Origin of the sequence: Halosimplex rarum, from assembly GCF_047715405.1 — an archaeon.
Classification (GTDB): domain Archaea; phylum Halobacteriota; class Halobacteria; order Halobacteriales; family Haloarculaceae; genus Halosimplex; species Halosimplex rarum.
Genome location: NZ_CP180412.1, coordinates 1,523,990 through 1,539,722, shown reverse-complemented (window position 1 = coordinate 1,539,722; position 15,733 = coordinate 1,523,990). Strand labels below are relative to the sequence as shown.

At 71.3% G+C, this 15,733-nt stretch carries 13 protein-coding genes; 10 read left to right on the top strand and 3 right to left on the bottom strand.

What is annotated here, in order from left to right; translation table 11 throughout:
• Positions 1-23 precede the first annotated feature (23 nt).
• Positions 24-974: a zinc-dependent metalloprotease gene (locus tag ACMGFH_RS07395; RefSeq protein WP_415382285.1), complete on the top strand. Its 951-nt coding sequence runs from the start codon at positions 24-26 to the stop codon at positions 972-974.
• Between the two features lie 40 nt (positions 975-1,014).
• Here the strand turns inward: ACMGFH_RS07395 and ACMGFH_RS07390 are convergent, their stop codons facing one another.
• From ACMGFH_RS07390 to ACMGFH_RS07380, 3 genes are read right to left on the bottom strand one after another with little or no spacing between them, the layout of a single operon-like run.
• On the bottom strand, positions 1,015-1,383 hold the full coding sequence (locus ACMGFH_RS07390) for a hypothetical protein (protein WP_415382284.1): 369 nt from the start codon (positions 1,381-1,383) through the stop codon (positions 1,015-1,017).
• A 31-nt stretch (positions 1,384-1,414) separates the two neighbouring features.
• On the bottom strand, positions 1,415-1,825 hold the full coding sequence (locus ACMGFH_RS07385; protein ID WP_415382283.1) for a nuclear transport factor 2 family protein: 411 nt from the start codon (positions 1,823-1,825) through the stop codon (positions 1,415-1,417).
• Entirely contained in the window at positions 1,825-2,382 is a 558-nt protein-coding gene (locus ACMGFH_RS07380; RefSeq protein ID WP_415382282.1) for a hypothetical protein, read from the bottom strand. The genes ACMGFH_RS07385 and ACMGFH_RS07380 overlap by 1 nt, the downstream gene beginning before the upstream one ends.
• 263 nt (positions 2,383-2,645) lie before the next feature.
• On the opposite strand from ACMGFH_RS07380, the gene ACMGFH_RS07375 reads away from it, so the two are divergent.
• From ACMGFH_RS07375 to ACMGFH_RS07335, 9 genes are all read left to right on the top strand, one after another.
• Positions 2,646-4,922, top strand: a complete 2,277-nt coding sequence (locus ACMGFH_RS07375; RefSeq protein WP_415382281.1) for a DUF4129 domain-containing protein — start codon at positions 2,646-2,648, stop codon at positions 4,920-4,922.
• Positions 4,919-5,830, top strand: coding sequence for a hypothetical protein (locus tag ACMGFH_RS07370; protein WP_415382280.1), 912 nt, complete (start codon positions 4,919-4,921; stop codon positions 5,828-5,830). The genes ACMGFH_RS07375 and ACMGFH_RS07370 overlap by 4 nt, the downstream gene beginning before the upstream one ends.
• Positions 5,823-7,130: a DUF58 domain-containing protein gene (locus ACMGFH_RS07365; protein WP_415382279.1), complete on the top strand. Its 1,308-nt coding sequence runs from the start codon at positions 5,823-5,825 to the stop codon at positions 7,128-7,130. The genes ACMGFH_RS07370 and ACMGFH_RS07365 overlap by 8 nt, the downstream gene beginning before the upstream one ends.
• A complete protein-coding gene (locus ACMGFH_RS07360; RefSeq protein WP_415382278.1) occupies positions 7,130-8,560 on the top strand; it encodes a glycosyl transferase in 1,431 nt (476 codons plus the stop codon). The genes ACMGFH_RS07365 and ACMGFH_RS07360 overlap by 1 nt, the downstream gene beginning before the upstream one ends.
• A 90-nt stretch (positions 8,561-8,650) precedes the next feature.
• Entirely contained in the window at positions 8,651-9,763 is a 1,113-nt protein-coding gene (locus tag ACMGFH_RS07355) for an AAA family ATPase (protein WP_415382276.1), read from the top strand.
• A gap of 39 nt (positions 9,764-9,802) precedes the next feature.
• A complete protein-coding gene (locus ACMGFH_RS07350) occupies positions 9,803-12,583 on the top strand; it encodes an AAA domain-containing protein (RefSeq protein WP_415382275.1) in 2,781 nt (926 codons plus the stop codon).
• Between the two features lie 382 nt (positions 12,584-12,965).
• Positions 12,966-13,814 carry a phosphatase PAP2 family protein gene (locus ACMGFH_RS07345; RefSeq protein ID WP_415382273.1) on the top strand — a complete coding sequence of 283 codons (849 nt, stop codon included), beginning with the start codon at positions 12,966-12,968 and terminating at the stop codon, positions 13,812-13,814.
• A 73-nt stretch (positions 13,815-13,887) separates the two neighbouring features.
• The gene (locus ACMGFH_RS07340; RefSeq protein ID WP_415382272.1) at positions 13,888-15,111 is read left to right on the top strand and encodes a lactate racemase domain-containing protein; all 1,224 of its coding nucleotides are present in this window, start codon (positions 13,888-13,890) and stop codon (positions 15,109-15,111) included.
• 135 nt (positions 15,112-15,246) lie between these two features.
• Entirely contained in the window at positions 15,247-15,714 is a 468-nt protein-coding gene (locus tag ACMGFH_RS07335) for a hypothetical protein (RefSeq protein WP_415382270.1), read from the top strand.
• Positions 15,715-15,733: the final 19 nt, after the last annotated feature.

The window sequence follows — 15,733 nt, the reverse complement described above, 5'->3', positions numbered from 1 at the left end:
CGGCGGCGTCACCTGATTCGAGTATGGGACTGTACGAGAGTGTCCGCGCTGTCACGACGGCGTCGGGCGACGGCCCGGTCGACTGGCGCTCCGTCGCGGACGCCGCGAAGGCGTCGACCGACCCGGGCTCGCTGGCCCTGACCGAGGCCGAGGAGGCGGGGTACGCCGACGACGTGCGCGACGCCCGGGACCGCGTCCGGTCGGTCGCCGCCGTGGACTTCGACCTGCCCGAGATGGTCGAGATCCAGAACCGCCACCACTGGATCGACGCCAACGTCGCCACGTTCGAGCGCGTCATGCGACCGCTAGAGGAGCAGGTCACGATGTTCCCCGGCGCGAGCCGCGTCGTCAACACCGGGACGATGAGCGTCGCGCTCGCCTTCCTCGGGAACAACGTCCTCGGGCAGTACGACCCCCTCTTGCTCGCCGAGAGCGACGACCACGCGCTGTACTTCGTCCACCCGAACATCGAGAAGGTGGCGGCCGATCTGGAGGTCGACTTCGATCGGTTCCGCCGGTGGATCGCCTTCCACGAGGTCGCCCACGCCGCGGAGTTCGGCGCGGCCCCGTGGCTCTCCGACCACCTCGAAACGACCATGGAAGGCGCCGTGGCGGCCCTCGGCGAGGGGTCGCTCGACCGCGACGCGCTCAAGGAACTCGACACGACGATGACCGCCGTCGAGGGGTACGCCGAACTCGTGATGGACCGGGCGTTCGACGACGAGTACGCGGACCTCCGCGAGAAGGTCGAGGCGCGCCGCCGCGGCCGCGGCCCAGTCGCTCGCGTCATCCGCCGACTGCTCGGTCTCGGGATGAAGCGCCGCCAGTACGAGCGCGGCAAGGCCTTCTTCGACGCCGTCGCCGACAGCCGCGGCATCGCCGGCGCCTCCGTCGTCTGGGAGGACCCCGCCAACCTACCGACAGACGCCGAACTCGACGACCCGGCGGTGTGGCTCGCCCGCGTCGGCGAGTAACGTCGCAGAAACCGGTTTTCGACTTCGATCCCGATACCGATCAGCGCCGACCGCGGTCGCGCGACCGCGACCCCGCACCGGCTCCGCCGCCGTCACCGTTCGACTGGCTCCCGTCGTCGCTCTCCTCGTCGTCGCCCCCGTCGGCGAACGGGTTCTCCTCGATGCGGCGTCGCTGTTCGCGGCGGCGCTGACGCTGGCGGGTCGCCGGCGACGAACCGGTCGGGACGACGAACCGCGCGAGCGGGTAGCCGACGACCAGTCCGAGGGCGACGGCGCCCAGCGCCTGCAGCGGCGTGGGGTCGACCTGCAGCGCGACGAGTCCGCCGGACGCGCCGACGAGGAGAGTCACGCCGACGGTGACGCGCCGGCTGAACGACGACCGCTCCTCGTCCGAGATGGGCCCTACCACCGACACCACCCGAGCGACGATCCCACCCGACTCATCCGAGGTCCCTCGCGGTGCTGACGTGCATGCCGACGAACAGCCAGCGCTCGTCGGGAGTCTCGTCGTCCGCGTCTTCGGCCCCGTCACGCCGTTCGAGCGTCCCGCTCCAGCGCGTGTCGAACTCGTAGCGGATCTGTCGCTCGGTGTCGGTCCACGAGAGCGAGACGCGGTCGGCGAACCAGGCGTGGCGGTCGCGCTCGGTGACGCGCAGGTCGCTGCTCTCGACCTGCCAGCCGGTCGTCGTCTCCGTCTGTTCGCGCAGGCCGTCGGCGACCTCCTCGCCGCCGACCAGCCGCTCGGAGATGCCGACCTTGACGACGTCCTCGTCCCGGGCGAAGAAGGGACCGAGCGCCTCGCCGGCGCGGAGCGCGTCGTAGTACGCCCGAACGCGGTCGGCGGCGCCCATCACTGAAAGCCCCGGTCGACCGATTCGTCGATCAGGTCGTCGAGTTCGGTGTCGAGTAGCTCTTCGGCCTCGTCGAAGGTGTCCGCGAGTTCGTCAACCGAGTCGGGGCGGCCGTACTGGTCGTACTCCATCGGACCGTACGCCGGCGAGTCGAGGGCGTCCATCACGTCCTCGAAGAGGGCGTCGGGCGTCGTCGGCGCGTCGGCGTGCGCCTGGACGACGTCTTCCAGCCGGGAGGCCGCGTCCTCGGCCTCGTCCTCGTCCTCGTCTTCCATCCCTTGCCGGACGCCGAACATCCCGCCGTCGCCCGGCTCCTCCGGGAACAGAGGGTCGAGTTCGTCGTCGATCTTCCGCGCGACCTCGGCGCCCACGCCCTGCACCTCGTAGGGGTTCTTCGCGTAGGTCTTGACGTGGAACACCCCGACCGAAGGGTGGCCGAAGTACAGGTCCTCGCCGATGCCGCTCGCGCGGTCGCCGCCGGTCGCGCGCCAGCCGTTCGGTTCGGCGTCGCTTTCCACGACGTCCTCCAGTATATCCTGCCAGTCGCGGACGCGCATGTCGGTCGCGCCTTGGACGCCGGTGGGAATGAAGGCATCGGTCTCGGTCGATCAGCGTCCAGACGCCGGGTTCTCGGCTCGATCCGCGCGTCGGCGGTCGGCCCGTTCGCCGCCGGATCGCCGCGTGGCCACGGTCCCCTGTCCAACCGGGCACCGCCGGAGCGAACCGGCGGACCGGACGTTTGATAATCCGGGACACCTGACAGGTGTACAACAGCCCGGCGACCGGACCCGTCCGGCGCCGGACGAGTGGGGCCACAACGGTGTCAGAGACAGACGCGACGGGCGACGCGGCCGGGGAGGCGGGCGCGGGAGCCGCAGGTGTCGACCGCCGACAGGTCGCGCTCGTCGTCCTCTGTCTCCTCGGGCTCGTCGTCGCGGCCTTCGTCGCGCCGATCGTCCCGAACGCTGGCGTCGTCGGCGATGCCGGCGGCGGGTTCGGAGACGGGGAGGGTTCGGGCGAGGGCGACGGCGAATCCGGCGACGGAAGCGGATCCGGCGAAGCCCGGGAGACCGCCGGAGGGGGTGCGGGGAGTCGCGACGGGAACGGTGGCGGCGGTGGGCAGAAGGGCGACGGCGAGGGGGCGAACGGGGACGGTGAGGGAGCAGACGGCGATAGTGAGGGGCAGGGTGACGGCGAGGGCGACGTGATTCGCGACGAAGGCGACCCGATCCCGATCCCGGGCGGCGACGCACCGCCGACCGAACGGGGCTGCGGGGTCGTCGTCGAGAACGAACCGATCCCCGGCGGGACCGTCGAAGTGAGCGTCTACGACGACCTGCAACCCGCCGCGGACGTACCGGTCTGGTTCGGCGAACGGTTCGTCGGTCGGACCGACGAGAGCGGCAGCGTGACCGGCCGAGCGCCGTACACGCGTGAGATGAACGTGACCGTCGAGATGCCCGGCGCCGACTGCGAGTTCTTCCGTCGGCAGTACGAGGACGAAGCGCAGTCGGCCGTCGACGGGCCGAGTCGAGCGAGTTCGCTCCGGTCGACCCTCGATCCACTGGACGCGAGTCCGCTGGCGCTCGGCGGGAGTGACGCCGGAGGCCAGAGTGCGCCGGCACAGTCGACGCAGCCGACCGACGACGAGGAGAACGACACCGCGCCGTACGCCGTCCACGGGTCGGTCAACGTCACCGTCGGCGGCGAACCCTACCCCGGCGAGACCGTGACCCTCGTCGCGACGGTCGAGCGCGTGCCCATGCGGCACGCGACCGTCAGCGTCGACGGCGAGCGCGTCGGGCAAACGACCGCGAACGGCAGTTACGAACTCACCGTCCCCCGGGACCGGGAACAGGTCACTGTTGCAGTCGAGCGCGGCGACTTCGCGGGCTCGACGACCGTCGACGTGTGGCTGCTCGACGCGAGAGTGGTACCCCAGGAGGGGTTCCCCTTCCCGGGCGAACCAGCGCTCGTCAACGCGACCGTGGGCGGACCGCCCGTGACCGAGGCCCGCGTCTCCCTCGACGGCTCGCGAATCGGACGGACGGACGACGGCGGCAGCGTCGGGTTCGCGCTCCCGGCCGACCCCCGACAGACCGTCACGGTCCGGACCGAGCGACAGACCGCGACGACGTCGCTGTGGAGCGCGTACCTGGCGACGATCACGCCGAGCGCGTTTCTCCTCCTCGTCGGTGTCGTCGGCGTGGGCGTCACTGCCCGCGTTCGCGGACGTGGGGCGGCCCGTCGCGCGGCCCTCGTGTGGGCCGGTGTCGCGACGATGTTCGTCGGCCTCGTGGTCGGCGAACTGCTCGGGTTGCTCGTCTCGACGGGCGTCGTGTTGCTCGGTGCGGCCCTGTTGAACCGCCAGCGGGTCCAGTCGGGCGGGAGCTCGCTGGCCGAGTCCCTGCAGGCGCTCGTCGCGTTCGTCCGCCGGACGGCTCTCGCGGTCGCGGACTGGGTCGCGGTCGCGCTGGACAGGGCGTGGGCAGTGCTCGGCCGGCTCGCGGCCCGTATCGCCGCGCTCCCGCTGTCCGTCCGCGGGCTCGCCGCGCGGCTGTGGGGCTGGCTCCGGGCGCTCCCGGGACGGGTTCGGGCGTTCGCGACGACTCGCCTCTCCGTCGCTCGCGTCGTCACGACAATCCTCGCGCTCGCGTTCGTCGCCGCACTCACCGTGCGGTTCGGCGCGCTCGGATTCCTGGGATCGCTCGTCGCGCTGTTCGTCGCGTTTCTCACCTATCGCTGGTGGACGCGCGAGGAGTCCGACAGTGACGGGGACACCGACGCTGACGCCGGACTCGACCTGGGAGGTGGCGGTCGGCGAACGAACCCCGACGATAGCCGCGCGCATCGGTCGCTCCGAGCTCTCTGGCGGCGGTTCGCGCGGTGGGTGCGTCCGAACTCGTGGCGCCAGTCGACCCCCGGCGAAGTGTCGCGGGCGGCCATCGAACGGGGTTTCCCCGAGCGGCCGGTGCGGGTCCTCACCGAGGCCTTCCGCGAGGTGGAGTACGGCGACCGCTCGTCGAGCGATCGGAGCGAGCGGGCCCGCGAGGCCTTCGAATCGATCGAACGCGAGCGGGAGGGCGAGGACGCGTGAAGCGAGTCCTCGTCGCGCTGGCGGCCCTGATCGGGACGGTCGCCATCGCCACGGCGCTCGCGCTGGCCGTGCTGCTGACGCCCGTGACCGCCTCCGAGGCCGGGGCCGGCGCGGCGGTCGTCGCGCTCCTCGGCGGCGCGGTCGCGGTCGCGAAGCTCTATCGCTCGGGCGACGACGACGAGACGGTCGCGCCGGCGCCGTGGACCGACGACGGCGCGCTCGTCCCCGGGACGCCCGAGGAGACGGCCGACCCGGCCGACGTGACCGGCGAGTCGTTCGCGAAACTGGTCGACGACGCCTGCGAGCGGGCGGCCGCGGGAGAGACCGTCGAAGACGGGTTCGAGGTGGTCCGTCCGCCGCTCCGGGAGACGCTGACGCGCGTCCTCGTCGCGGGCGGGACCGACCGCGAGGCGGTAGCGGACCTCCTCGCGTCGGGCGCGTGGACAGACGACCCGATGGCTGCGGCGGTCATCGACGAGCGCGTCGAGCGGCCCCCGATGTCGCTTCGCGGGCGGATCCGGGCGTGGCTGTTCCCCGAGCGGATCGTCCGCCGGCAGGCGGCGCGGGCGGTCGGGGCCGTCGCCGACGCGGCCGACGCGGAACTCCCGCCGGTCGTCGGTCAGCGGGCCCCGCGGACGGTGCCGACGCTCGCGCCGGCGTTCGGCAGCCTCCAGCGCTCGGCGGACGGAACGCTCCAGTCTGCCAGCGCGTCGCGCCGCGCCGGCTCGGCCGCGAACGCTGCCGACGGGAACGCTGACGACGCGAACGCCGGTACGACCGCCGACACGACGCCAGACGAATCCGGCGGCGAAGGGACCACCGCCAGCGCGGTCGAGGACACCGACGAGGCGAGCGACGGTGACGCGGCGGTCGCGAACCTCGTCGGGGAGGTGTGGGAAGATGCGTAGGCGTCGCGTCCGCTGGCGGGGTGCGGTCGCCGCGACGCTCGTCCTGGCGGTCGCGGGGCTGTGGAACCGCAGCGCCGCGCTCGTGCTCGCCGCCGCCGTCCCGCTCGTCTACGTGGCCTACGGCACGATCTCGACCGTGGACTCGCCGCGTTCGCTCGCGGTCGAGCGGACGGTCGACCCCACGCCGGCGCCGCCGGGCCGCCCCGTCACGGTCACGGTGACCGCGACGAACGAGGGCGACCGGACGCTGTCGGACCTGCGCGTCGTCGACCCCGTGCCGGACGACCTGCAGGTCGTCGACGGGTCGCCGCGGGCGGGGACGACACTCGAACCCGGCGAGTCCTGTACTGTCGAGTACACGGTCGTCGCCCGCCGCGGCGAGTACGACTTCGAGCGGCCGCGAGCGCGGCTCCGCTCCGGCGGCGCGGGGATGGTCGCGACGACCGCCCTCGCGACCGTCGGCGACGACCGACTGGTCTGCCGGCTGGACGCCGACGCGCCGCCGCTGGCAGACCGCGGCGACGACTTCGTCGGCCGGCTCACGAGCGATCAGCCGGGGCGCGGCGTCCAGTTCCACTCGACGCGGGAGTACCGTCACGGCGACGCCGCCGACCGGATCGACTGGCGCCAGTACGCCCAGCGGGGCGAACTCGCGACCGTCAATTACGAGCGGTGGGTCTCGACCTCGGTCGTGGTCGTCCTCGACGCCCGCGACGTCTGTCGGGTCGCGGCCGGACCGGGCCGACCCACGGCCGTCGAGCGCTCGGCGTACGCCGCCGTCCGGACGGTCTCCGCGCTCCTGCGGGTCGGCCACGACGTCGGCCTGGCGGTGGTGGGCCGCGACACCTCGGGACCGGGTGGGCTGGACTGGGTGTCGCCGGGGACCGGCTCGGACCACCGCTCGCGGCTGCTGGCGAGCATCGAGCGGGCGGTCGAGGTGGACGTCCCCAGCGACGTGGACCCGAGCTACCAGTTCCGCAAGGTCGCCGAACTCGCGAGTCCGCGCTCGCAGCTCGCGCTGATCTCGCCGCTGCTCGACGAGGAACCCGCGCAGGCGGTCTCGTCGTGGGGCGCGCTCGGTCGCTCGCGGATCGCCCTCTCGCCGGACGTGGTGTCGGGGACCACCGTCGGCGGTCAACTCGACGCCGTCCGGCGGCGGACTCGCCTGGCGCGGTGTCAGTCCAGCGGGGCGCGGACTATCGACTGGCGCCGGGGGACGCCGCTGGCGCTCGTCCTGGAGTACGCGCTCGCCGTCGAGGCGCGCCGGCCCGCGGGTGCAGCCACGGGAGGTGCGCGCTGATGCCGTTCGGCCCCCGCCTCGACAGACCGTCGGCCGTCGGCGACGAGGGGCGACCGCGCGAGACGAGCCTCGGCATCGTCGCGGTGACGGTGGTCGCGCTCGCGCTGGCGGCCGGGTTCGCAGTCGGCCGACCGACCTTCCTCACGGGGTTCGCCCTCGTCTCGGGGCTGGCGGCGGCGGGCGTCGCCCTGCTCGACAGGGACACCCTCGGCGAGAAGATCGTCGGTCACCTCTGCTTCCTCCCCGGAGCGATACTGCTGGGCGTACTCGTGGCCCTCTATCCGGGCGGGCAGACCCTGCTGATCGGCGGCTTCGCGCTCGCGCTGCTCGGGACGGCGAGTTGCTGGGCGGACGTCGCCAGCGACGAGCCGCTGGAGTCCGCGCTCTCGCAGGGTATTCTCTCGTACGTGTTCGGCCTCTGCTGGCTGTTCGGCAGCGGGATCGTCCTGGCAGGCCTGTTCCTCTGCTGGCAGCTCGCGACCGGGACGACCGCGGCGTCGAACCCGACGGCCGCAGCCATCGGCGTCCTGGCGGTCGTCGGCCTCGTCGCCGCTGCGGTCAGGGTTTCGCTCCGTGCGTTCCCGATCGTGCAGTTGACACCGCGCGACCGACGCGACGCCGTCCGGGCGACCCTCGGCCGGGCCAAGCGCGCGCTCACGCTGACGGCCCTGGGCGGGGTCGGGACCGCGCTCGTCTCGCTGGTCTTCCTCGCGACGTCGTCGCCGGCGCTGGGGCTGGTTCCGGGCGCGGCGACGGTCGTCGGCGCGCTCGCGTCGGTGTACGTCCTCGGACCGCTACTCGCTGTGGGCACGCTCGCGCTCCTCGCGGCGGGTGTCGCCGTCGGCGCCCGGCAGATCACCCGGCAGTTCGACGAGCGCAAGACCCGGACCGTCGCGGGCGCCATCGCCGGTGCCGGCTACGTGGTGGCCCTCGTCTTCGGCGTCGTCCCGCAGACGGCCGTGCTCGTCCTCCTCAGTCCGATACTGTTCCTGGTCGCCGTGTTGCTCGCGCCGCTGGCCGTGTTCGTCGTCGTCGGCCTGGCGCTGATCGCCGTCCGCCTGGACGTGTTCCCCGACCGAGCAGGCGGACCGGCGCTGGCCGCCGCGGGTCTGGTGATAGCCGCTATCGGCGCGGACAGTGCCGGACTCCCCGCGCCGCTCGTGTTCGCCTGCGTCGCCGGCGCGCTCGTCGTGTGGGACGCGGGATCGTTCGGCCTCGGTCTCACGGCCGAGCTGGGCCACCGCCCGGAGACCCGGCGGCTGGAGCTCTACCACGGCGTCTTCGCCGTCGGGATCGGTGCGGTCGCCGTGCTGGGCGCCACTGGCCTGTACGCGCTCCGGACGACCGCCCTGGGACCGGCGGGCAACACGGCAGCGATGACCGCCGCCGTCGTCGGCACGCTCGTACTGGCGGCGCTACTCCGCGGATAGGTCACCCAGAATCCGCCGCTACCGTCCGGCCTCGCGGTTCCGAGTCGGGGATCGCACAGATTCATGTCGGTGGCGTCACACGGAACGGCCATGGCCGACCAGGAGGAGCTGACCGTCGACGAGGCGACGGAGGTGTGCCTCGACGTGGTGGAACGGGTGGAGGAGGCTGTCGTCGTCGAGCGGTCGGTGCTGTTCGAGACGCTCGCGGCCGTCATCGCTCGCGGGCACGTGCTCGTCGAGGACGTGCCGGGGACGGGCAAGACGGTGCTGGCGCGCGTGCTCGCGGAATCGCTGGGGCTGGGGTTCACTCGCGTCCAGTTCACGCCCGACCTGCTTCCCGCGGACGTAACGGGCTCGAACGTCTACAACGAGCACGAGCGGGAGTTCGAGTTCGCCCAGGGGCCCGTCTTCACGAACGTCGTGCTGGCCGACGAGATCAACCGCGCGCCGCCGAAGACCCAGGCCGCGCTGCTGGAGTCGATGGAGGAGCGCCAGGTCAGCGTCGACGGGACGACCCACGACCTGCCGGAGCCGTTCGTCGTCATCGCGACGCAGAACCCCGTCGAGCAGGAGGGGACGTTCCGCCTGCCCGAAGCCCAGCGGGACCGCTTCGCGGTCAAGACCGCGATGGGCTACCCCGACGTGGACGGCGAGATGGATCTGCTCGACAAGCGCGCCGACCGGCGGTCGCTCGCGCCGAGCGTCGACCCCGTCGTCGGTCCCGGAACGGTGCTCGCCCTCCAGGACCTCGCCGAGGACGTGCGCGTTGACGATAAGGTGCGGCGGTACATCATCGACATCGCGCGGGAGACCCGTGCCGACGAGCGGACCGAGATCGGCGTCTCGCCGCGGGGCGTCCAGCGGGTGTTCGAGGCCGTACGAGCGGGAGCGGTGGTCGCCGGCCGCGAGTACACGACGCCGGACGACGTGAAGCGACTCGCTCGCGCGACGATGGCCCACCGGCTCGTCCTCACGACCGAGGCGACCGTCGAGGGCGTCGACCCCGAAGACGTGATCGCCGACGCGCTGGCCGCGGTCGACGTGCCCGCCGTCTCGCCGGACGCGCCCGATCTGGGCGACTCCCAGGGCGGAGACCGATCCGGCGGCGCGGACGGCGCCGAGGAAGAGGGCCGCGAAGGGCGACCGACGCCCGAGCGGTCGGGCGGGGGCAGACCCGACGCCGGTGGCGACGACCCCGTCTAACCGACAGCGTTTTTCCCGCGGCCGTCCCGAGAACTGAGCGTGACACTCCGCGGCGTCGTCGTCGACGTGAGCGACCCGAAGACGGTCTCGACACAGTACGGCGAGAGCGAACTCGTCGAGGTGAGCCTGCGGCCCGACCGGGGGCGGGGCGAACCGACCACGGTGACGCTCTGGGACAAGTGGACCGAGACGGCGACGTACCTCGAACCCGGGATGGAACTGGCCGTCACGAACCCCGAGGAACGGGAGTACCGCGGCGAACAGCAGTTCTCGACGACCGGCGACTCGATGGTCGTCGTCGAGCCCGACTTCCTCGTGGACGTGACAGACGTGCGCTCGTGGGTACAGTGCCCGCGGATGTACTACCTCAACAAGATCGGCGGGGTGCCCAACGCCTACCCCGTCGTCAAGGGGACCATCGTCCACGAGGTGTTCGGCGACCTGCTCAGAGGGCGGGACCTCGACGAGTCCATCGACGAACGGGTCGAGGAGGCCGGCCTCGAACTCGGGATGCTCGGTCGGAGCGCCGAGGAGGTCCGCGAGGAAGTGCGCCAGAACGCCTCGGCCATCGAGGGCTGGCTCCAGCAGGGGACCCTCACGGACGAAGACGAGTGGCGCTCCGAGATGACGCTCGTCAGCGAGACGTACGGGCTGAAAGGACGGGCCGACGCCGTCCGCCGCGGGATGCCGGTCGAACTGAAGACGGGGAAGAACACGAAGCGCGAACCCCGCTTTCACGACAAGGTGCAGGCGACCTGCTACGCGCTCATCCTCGGCGAGCGCCGGGGCGAACCGCCCGATACGGGCACCCTGCTCTACACCAAGAACGCCGCGGTCGAGCGCAACGAGGAGACCGGCGACCTCTCGCCGGCCAAGGAGTTCTCCATCGGCTCGGGCTTCCTGAAGTTCGTCCTGCGGACGCGAAACGCCCTGGCCGCGATGGAGTACGACGCGAGCGTCCCGACCGGCTACGAGGCCGACGCGAAATGCGAGTACTGCTTCGAACAGGACACCTGCATGGCCGTCTCCGGCCGGTTGGACCAGGAGTCCAAGGCCGGGGTCGTCGGGTCACCCGTCCCGGACGAAGAGCGCGAGTACTTCGATCGAGTGTACCAGTCCATCGAGCGCGAGCGCCGCGCGGTCCACCGCGAGTACGCGAAGCTCTGGGAGCAGACGCCCGAGGAACGGGCCGACGACGACCGCGCGCTCGTGGACCTCGAACCGACAGAACGACGCGAACTCGACGGCGGCAACTGGGAGCTGCGCGCCCGCGGAACCGGCGCGGTCTCGAAGATCCGCGAGGGCGACCTCGTGCTCGCGAGCGACGGCGACCCGATCCGCGGGGAGGCCGAACTCGCCCGGGTCGAGCGATTGGGCGGTGACGTCGACGACGAGGGCGGCGACGACAGTGGGGGCGACACCGATCCCCGCCCGGAGATCGTCGTCACCGCCGACGAACCGGTCGAACTGCGTCGTATCGACGTCTACCCCTCGGAGCTGTCGACCGACCGGATGCTCACGGCGCTGCACGACGCGATTCTCACCCAATCGCAGGCGGAGAAGGACGTGCTGTTCGGTCGCCGAGAGCCCGAGTTCGACTTCGACGAGGTGGCGGAGACGTACATCGAGAACAACGACGCGCAGAACGAGGCCGTGCGGTTGTCGGTCGGCTGCGAAGATTGCGCGATAATCCACGGCCCGCCGGGCACCGGGAAGACGTATACGCTGGCACACATCGTGCAAGCACTGGTCGAGGACGGCGAGCGCGTGCTGCTGTCGGCGTTCACGAACCGAGCCGTGGACAACGCGCTCGAAGCGCTCGTCGACCAGGGATTCGAGGAGTTCGTCCGCGTCGGCACGGAGAGCGGCGTCCGCGAGGACATGCAACAGTACCGTCTCGAACGCGCCGGCGACCCCGACGAGCGAGTCGCGGAACTGCGGGACGCGCAGGTCGTCGCGGCGACGACGGCGACCTGCGGGTCCCGGATCATGCGCGAACAGGACTTCGACGTGGCCGTCGTCGACGAGGCGGGACAGCTCACCGAACCGGGCACGCTCGCCGCGACGAACTTGGCCGAACGGTTCGTCCTCGTCGGCGACCACCAGCAGTTGCCGCCGGTCGTCCAGGCCGACGAGCCGGAACCGGAAACCGGAGCCGACGGCGGTGCGGGCGACGACGACGACGCGCCCGCGCCCGGTGCGACGCTCTCGCGGTCGCTGTTCCAGCGGCTCATCGAACGCTACCCGGACGCCTCGGTCATGCTCGCCCGGCAGTACCGCATGGCCCAGCGGATCCAGGCGTTCGCGTCCAGGGAGTTCTACGACGGCCAGCTCAGGCCCGCGACGGGCGAGGTGGCCGCCCAGCACCTCCGCGACCTGTCCGGCGTCGACGTCGAGGCGCTCCCCGGCCACCTCCGAAACCAGGTCGCGTTCGTCGACCCCGACGGCCGCGCCGAGGGGAACACGAATCCCACCGAAGCGGCGACCGTCGCGGAGACCGTCCGAGCGTACCGCGAGGCGGGCGTCCCCGCCGAGGAGATCGGCGTCATCGCGCCGTTCCGGGCGCAGGTCGCCGAGATCGGCAAGCACGTGCCCGACGGCGTCGCCGTCGACACGGTCGACCGCTTCCAGGGGTCGAGCAAGGAAGTCATCGTCATCTCCTTCGTCGCGACCGGGTCGCTGGAGAGCCCGATATTCGAGGACTACCGCCGCGTCAACGTCGCGCTCACCCGGGCGAAGAAGGCGCTCGTCCTCGTCGGCGACGCCGAGGCGCTCGGTACCGACGAGACGTACGGCCGCATGGTCGACTGGGCGCGGTAAATCGGACCGCCTCCGGTTCTCGACGAGAGCGTCGGAGTTCATCGACAGCCTCGGTTCTCCTCGATACGCACAATTGTCGTCGAGCGGAGACAGCACGTCGAATTTCACTTTCGCCCCGTGGCTATCACTTTTGACTAGAGAGCCGTCGCTCCACTTTCACCGTGTGGCGGACATTTATGTCTAGGTTTGGATATTCCACTTTCACTCCGAGGCGGACATTTATGACTAGTTCTCGAACGGTTCACTTTCACTCCGTGGCGAGGAGTTATCAGTCGGTTTCGGTTCCACTTTCACCGCGTGGCGGACTTTTATACCTAGATTCTGACCGCTCTTGCGGCCCCTCAGGAAAGGATATAAGCCCCGTCGCCGCAGGGAACACGGTATGATCCGGCTGGTCGAGGCGAGTCGCGCGATCCGCGAGGCGGTGCCGGCAGAGCTCGTACCGGTGTTCTGGGTGATCACGCTCCTCGGGAGCGCGAAGTTCCTGATGGTCGGCCTGTCGCTCGCGTACTGGAACGACCAGCGGCGGCGTCGGGAACTGCTGGCCGTGATCAGCGTGGCCTTCGTTGCTGTCTCGGTGACGCTCGCGCTCAAGTACTGGTTCGGCTTACCGAGGCCGCCGGCCGCAGTCCAGCGCTATCCGATCGAACCCAGCCCCGTCGGGTTCCCGAGCGGGCACGCCATCGCCGCAACGACGGTCTACGGCGGCGCGCTCATCGCGATGGACGAGTACCGCGACCGACGGACGATCCTCGGGGTCGGTGCGCTGGTGGCGCTCATCGGGCTCTCCCGCGTCGTCCTCGGCGTTCACTACCTTGGGGACATCCTCGCGGGCTTCGCCGTCGGGCTGGTGATGCTCGGGGTGCTCGCCGTCGCTATCGACGAGGGGGCCGCGGTCGTGTTCGGACTCGCCGTCGTCCTCTCGGTCCCCGCCGTCCTCGTGACCACGGAGACCGGCGACGCGGCGCTCGCGATCGGCGGCAGCGTCGGCGGTCTCGCCGGCGCGCTCTGGCAGACCAGCGCCGAGCGATTCCGCTCCCGGGCCGAGCGCGCGATGGTCAACGTCGCCGGCGTCGGGTTCGTCGGCGTCGCGCTGATCGTCGTCGAAGCCATCGAGACGCAACTGGCCGTCGCGAGCGTCGCGAACGCCGCGCTCGCGTTCGGCATCGTCGCGCTCCCGTCGATCGTCGGCCGGTTCGAGCGGTTACAGCGCACGACTGCGACGGACTGAGGGCCGTCACTTCGTTCTCGGTCACGTCTGTGTGACCGGTAGGCTCTCGGACGGGGGCGCCGTAGGACCGGCCGTGCCTGTCGAACTCCCACTGGGCGAGGGGACCGTCTCCGTCTCGCTCCCGGACTGCAACGTGACGGTCTGTCGCCCACCTGGCGGCGATCCGGTCGACGTCCGCGAGGCGGCCGAGGCGGCCGTCGCCGACCCGCACGGCCCGCGCCTCGCCCGCCGCGTCGACCCGGACGACACCGTCGGGATCGTCGTCACGGACGTGACTCGCGCGACGCCCGACGACGTGTTGCTCGGCGTGCTCCTGGACGAACTCGCGGTCGCGGGCGTCGCCCGAGAGCAGGTCACGGTGGTCCTCGGTCTCGGCCTCCATCGGCCGATGAGCGACGCCGAGATAGAGGAGGCGCTCGGCGACCACGCCGACCTCGCGCGGAATCACGACCCAGACGCGACCGTCGAGGCGGGAACGATCGAGGGAACGCCGATCGAGATCAACGAGACGCTGGCGAAGACCGACACCGTCCTCGCCACGGGGATGGTCGAACCCCACCAGTACGCCGGTTTCTCCGGCGGCGCGAAGACCGTCGTCGTCGGCGCCGGCGGCGAGTCGCAGATCGGCTACTCCCACGGCCCGGAGCTACTCGGACGGGAGGGCGTCCGCCTCGGCCGCGTCGACGACAACCCGTTCAGGGAGTTCGTCGACGCGGCCGGTGACCTCGTCGGCGTCGAGTTCTCGCTCAACGTCACTCACGGTCCGAGCGGGATCCTCGGTGCGGCGGCGGGCGACCCGCGCTCGGTCGTCCGTGACCTGGCCGACACGGCCCGCGACGCGCTCGCGACTCCCGTCGAAGACGGATACGACGTGGTCGTCGCCGGCGTCGGCGCCCCGAAGGACGCGAACCTCTACCAGACGACGCGCGCGGCGACGTACGTGACCCTGGGTGCGCACAACCCCCTGCGGGAGGGCGGTCGCGTCGTCATCCCGGCAGCGCTCCCCGAGGGCGCCGGCGACGGCACGGGCGAGCGCCGGTTCTACGACCGGCTCTCGTCGGCCGAGAGCGCCCAGGCGCTCTACGCGGAGATGCTGGAGGGCTACGAGCCCGGCGCTCAGCGGGCCTTCGTCGTCGCCCGCGCGCTACGCGACCACGACATCTACGTCACGAACAGCGACAGCCCCGACGTGGTCGAGGCGTGCCTGATGCACGCCCGCGAGTCCGTCGACGAGGCCGTCGAACCGGGGAGCGACGTGCTCGTCGTCCCCGACGCGCTCGACACGCTGCTGGTCTGAGCGGCGCGGTCGCCCGGCCGAATTTTGAACGGAGTTCGAAGGGAGTCCGGACGCGGTCCGAACGGAGTTTGCGGGGCCTCCGAGCAGAGTTTGAAAATTCCTTATCCCCGATCCGGGCGCCGACGCGAACGAATCATGGCAGACGAGACGACTCGACGCACGTTCGTGAGTGGCGCGATCGCAACCGTCGCGGCCGGCGCAGTGGCCGGCTGTTCGACCGGCGGCGACGACGGCAGTGACAGCCAGACGACCGAACCCGGCGAGGGCTCGATGGACGAGGGTGGGAATTCCATGGACGACGGCGACGGATCGATGGACGACAACGAATCGATGACTGAGTCGATGGACGATGAGGACTCCATGGACGGCGAGAGCGGCATGGACGGCGGAATGGACGAGACGACGACTGAGGGGATGGACAACGGAATGAGCGAGATGACCGAGACCGACGGCGGCATGGGCGGAATGGAAGCGACAGATGCCGGAATGGGCGGGATGAACGAGACGGACGGTGAGATGAACGAAACGGAGAACGGGATGGACGACGGAATGAGCGGCGACCAGACGATGGACGAGTCGACCGAGACGGACGACGGGATGTAAGCGACTAACGCTGGGCGAT

Coding starts and splice junctions, on each gene's coding strand:
- ACMGFH_RS07335 (WP_415382270.1), top strand. CDS start 15,247: ATGGCAGACGAGACGACTCGACGCACGTTCGTGAGTGGCGCGATCGCA.
- ACMGFH_RS07360 (WP_415382278.1), top strand. CDS start 7,130: ATGCCGTTCGGCCCCCGCCTCGACAGACCGTCGGCCGTCGGCGACGAG.
- ACMGFH_RS07395 (WP_415382285.1), top strand. CDS start 24: ATGGGACTGTACGAGAGTGTCCGCGCTGTCACGACGGCGTCGGGCGAC.
- ACMGFH_RS07365 (WP_415382279.1), top strand. CDS start 5,823: ATGCGTAGGCGTCGCGTCCGCTGGCGGGGTGCGGTCGCCGCGACGCTC.
- ACMGFH_RS07345 (WP_415382273.1), top strand. CDS start 12,966: ATGATCCGGCTGGTCGAGGCGAGTCGCGCGATCCGCGAGGCGGTGCCG.
- ACMGFH_RS07355 (WP_415382276.1), top strand. CDS start 8,651: ATGGCCGACCAGGAGGAGCTGACCGTCGACGAGGCGACGGAGGTGTGC.
- ACMGFH_RS07380 (WP_415382282.1), bottom strand. CDS start 2,382: ATGCGCGTCCGCGACTGGCAGGATATACTGGAGGACGTCGTGGAAAGC.
- ACMGFH_RS07385 (WP_415382283.1), bottom strand. CDS start 1,825: ATGGGCGCCGCCGACCGCGTTCGGGCGTACTACGACGCGCTCCGCGCC.